Consider the following 3,177-nt stretch of genomic DNA (forward strand, 5'->3'; position numbering starts at 1 on the left):
GTGGCGGCGCCGGGACCGGCGCGGGGGCGGGCGGGGGCGGGGGCGCCGCCGCCGACTCGGCGCGCAGCCGCTCCGCCAGCGCCAGCACCTCGCGGTCCGCCGGCATCGACAGCTCCTGCGCCACCAGCGCCTCGTAGATCCGCGCGTGCCGCAGCGCCGTGGCGACGTCGCCCGCCGCCGCCAGGCAGCGCATGTACTCGATCGCCGCCCGCCCGTTCAGCGGGTCGGCCGCGGCGCGGCGGCGCCACCAGCCGGCGGCCTCGCGCGCGTCCCCCCGCTCCGCCGCCCGCCGCCCGAGCCGCTCCAGCAGCTCCTCCTGCCGGTGCGCCAGGTCGGCCCGCTCCTCGTCCGCCCACCGCGCGAACTCCCCCGCGGCCGGCACCCGGAAGCCGTCGAGGAAGGGGCCCTCGTACAGCGCCGCCGCCCGCTCCCACTCGCGCGCCGCCAGCGCCGCCTCGTAGTCGGCCACGTCGCAGCCGGCGACCTCGGGGTTGAGCCGCAGCTCCTGCGTCCCCAGGAACAGCGCCTCGCAGTCGAGCCCCGTGCGTAGCTGGTAGAGCGCCTGGTTCAGCGCCTTGCGCCCCGCCTCGTCGTCGGCGTCGGGCCAGAGCAGCGCCAGGATCTTGTCGCGGGTGACGCCGCGGGCGCCGGCGCGCCCCACCACCGCGAGGATGGCGAGCCGGCGGGGCTGGAGGGCGGCGGGCGCGGGCTGGCGGCCGTCGCGCAGGCGGACCGAGAGGCCGCCGAACGTGCGGAGATCGAGCATGGGCGAGCGCTACGGTACGCCGCCCCGGGCCGTCCGGCAAGACGCCGCCGCCCACACGCCCCCGCAACGCGTTGCCGCGCAACGGCTTTCCGTGGAGAGAATCCGGTGATCGGGGGGTGAGGGGCGCCCCGCATCCTTGGGCCGCGATCCCGACCCCACGTCGATCCTCCCTGCACCCATAGAGCGCCGCCATGAACCCCGCCGCCGCCACCCCGACCCTGCCCGACCGCTGGCCCGCCGTCGAGCGCCACGCCGGCGCCGTCGCCCGCGCCTTCCTGGAGCGGCTGTTCGTCCTCGACCCCGCCGCCCGCGCCCCCTTCGAGCAGGGCGACGACGCCGCCCGCCGCCGCCGCTTCGTCGACGTCGCCGACGCGGTCGTCGGGCTGCTGCACGACCCCGACGCGCTGACCGCCGCCGCCCTCCCCGGCCGGCGCACCTCGGTCGGCACGGTCCGCGGCCGCGACGGCGCGCTGTGCGCCGCCGCCCTGCTGCACGCGCTGGAGCGCACGGTCGGCGACGCCTGGGGCGCCGGCGGCGAGGCCGGCGGGGCGCTCTACCGCCTCCTGTCGACGACGGTGCGCTGGAGCGCGCGCCGGCACCGGCGGGCCGCGTGAACCCCGACTCCGCCGCCCTGGTCCGCGAGAGCTGGGCGATCCTCGCGCCGCGCGCCGACGCGCTGGCGGCCGCGTTCTACGAGCACCTGTTCGCCCTCGACCCCGACGCCCGCGCGCTGTTCGCGCGCGTCGACATGACGGCGCACCGGGCGACGTTCGTGGCGATGGTCGGGCACCTCGTCGCCGTCCTCGACGACCCGGGCGTGCTGGTGTCGGAGACGATCCCGTCCGGGCGCCGCCACGGCGGCTACGGCGTCACCGCGCGCGACTACGACGTCGCCGGCACCGCCCTGCAGCTCGCCCTCATCGACGCCCTCGGCGCCCGCGGCACGCCGGCGACCCGCGACGCCTGGCGCGAGCTGTGGACGCTGCTCGCCGCCGTGATGCAGCGCGCCGGCCGCGGCCCGGCGGCGGCGCGCGCCGGGTCCCCCGCCCCCGCCCCCGCCCCCGCCCCCGTCCCGCAGCAGCGGGCGCGCCACGAGCGCGCCCGCCGCGCGTCGCGTTCAGGGGCGCGCGTACCTGCCGGGGAGCGGCGCCGCGACCGTGCGCGCGACGGGCCGCCCGTCGTCGCCGGGCACCAGCACGCGCGCGTCGGGCGCGTCGTCGGCGATCAGCTCGCGACACATCCCGCACGGCGCGGGGCGGCGGACGGCGACGATGGTCGTGACGGCCGTGTCGCCCGCCTCGGTCGTGGCGCGGGCGGCGTCGATCGGCGCGAGGGCGGCGGCGGAGCGCGCGGTCATCCCCCACGCCACCCGCCGCCGCGCCCCGCGCCCGGGGCGATCGCGTTGCGCGGCAACGCGTTGCGCGGGAGTGAATCCGATCACGCGCTGTTGACCGGCCGTCCTAGCGTTCCCCCCGTCGCCGCGGCCGGCCCGACGCCGCGCCGCCGACACGATCCCGCGAATCCACCCGAACGCATAGCCCACGGAGCCCGACCATGTCCCGCACGATCCGCATCGCCAGCGCCGCCGCCGTCGCCCTGACCGCCGCCTGCAACGACGCGCCGATGGCGCCGAGCGCCGTCCCGACGGCCGGCGACGCCCCGAACGCGCAGCTCATCGCGCTCCAGAAGGCGACGCTCACGCTGCGCCTGCCGCAGCTCATGCCGCACACCGGGATCACCAGCAAGGTCGCGTTCACCTCGTTCGTGAACGCGCGTACCACCGTCGTCCGCGAGGTGCTCGACAACTCCGCCGACGACCTCGACCCGCGCAGCGGCTACTTCACGGTCACGATCCAGAAGGGCGCGTCGTACGAGGGGCGCGTGATGGCCACGATGTCGACCTTCTTCATCTACGACGGCGCGGCGAAGGTGACGGTCGCGTCGGCGGCCAAGACGGTGGACCTGGGCCAGATCGTGATGCTGCTCAACCCGCGGCTGGAGATGCACCAGGTGGACGCCGCGACCGCGCACCCGGTGCCCGGCGGCAAGTACATGCTGTCGAAGGACGGCGCGCCGCTCATGCAAGTGACCGACAACGTCATGAACGACATGAGCACCGTTCCGGGCGTCCTCAACTTCGGGACCTCGCGCGGCGTCGGCACCTACACGCTGTGCGAGCTCGAGGCGCCGGCCGGCTACGCGCCGCTGGCGGCGTGCCTGCCGCTCGCCACCGGCACGTGGGGGACCACCGCGGTCCACCGCGTCCAGCGCACGAAGCTCTGAGCCGGAGACGAGCCGCCATGCGCATGCGCACCCTGACCGCCGCGGCGCTGCTCGCCGGCGCCGCGGCCTGCGCCGACCGCCCCGACCCGCTGGCCCCGTCGCGCGCGCCGCGCGCCGCCGTCACGTGC

The 3,177-nt window shown here is 77.9% G+C and carries 4 protein-coding genes; 3 read left to right on the forward strand and 1 reads right to left on the reverse strand.

What is annotated here, in order from left to right; translation table 11 throughout:
- Positions 1-766: BTAD domain-containing putative transcriptional regulator (locus PYV61_RS22995; protein WP_275836090.1), on the reverse strand; the 766-nt coding region annotated here is incomplete at its 3' end.
- Between the two features lie 191 nt (positions 767-957).
- Here PYV61_RS22995 and PYV61_RS23000 point away from each other — a divergent pair.
- From PYV61_RS23000 to PYV61_RS23010, 3 genes are read left to right on the forward strand one after another with little or no spacing between them, the layout of a single operon-like run.
- Positions 958-1,380, forward strand: coding sequence for a hypothetical protein (locus PYV61_RS23000; RefSeq protein ID WP_275836092.1), 423 nt, complete (start codon positions 958-960; stop codon positions 1,378-1,380).
- Positions 1,377-2,366: a globin domain-containing protein gene (locus PYV61_RS23005; RefSeq protein WP_275836094.1), complete on the forward strand. Its 990-nt coding sequence runs from the start codon at positions 1,377-1,379 to the stop codon at positions 2,364-2,366. The genes PYV61_RS23000 and PYV61_RS23005 overlap by 4 nt, the downstream gene beginning before the upstream one ends.
- Entirely contained in the window at positions 2,321-3,049 is a 729-nt protein-coding gene (locus PYV61_RS23010) for a hypothetical protein (protein WP_275836096.1), read from the forward strand. Before PYV61_RS23005 ends, PYV61_RS23010 begins: the two co-directional genes overlap by 46 nt.
- Positions 3,050-3,177 lie beyond the last annotated feature (128 nt).

The sequence above is a fragment of the Roseisolibacter sp. H3M3-2 genome (assembly GCF_029211165.1).
Classification (GTDB): domain Bacteria; phylum Gemmatimonadota; class Gemmatimonadetes; order Gemmatimonadales; family Gemmatimonadaceae; genus Roseisolibacter.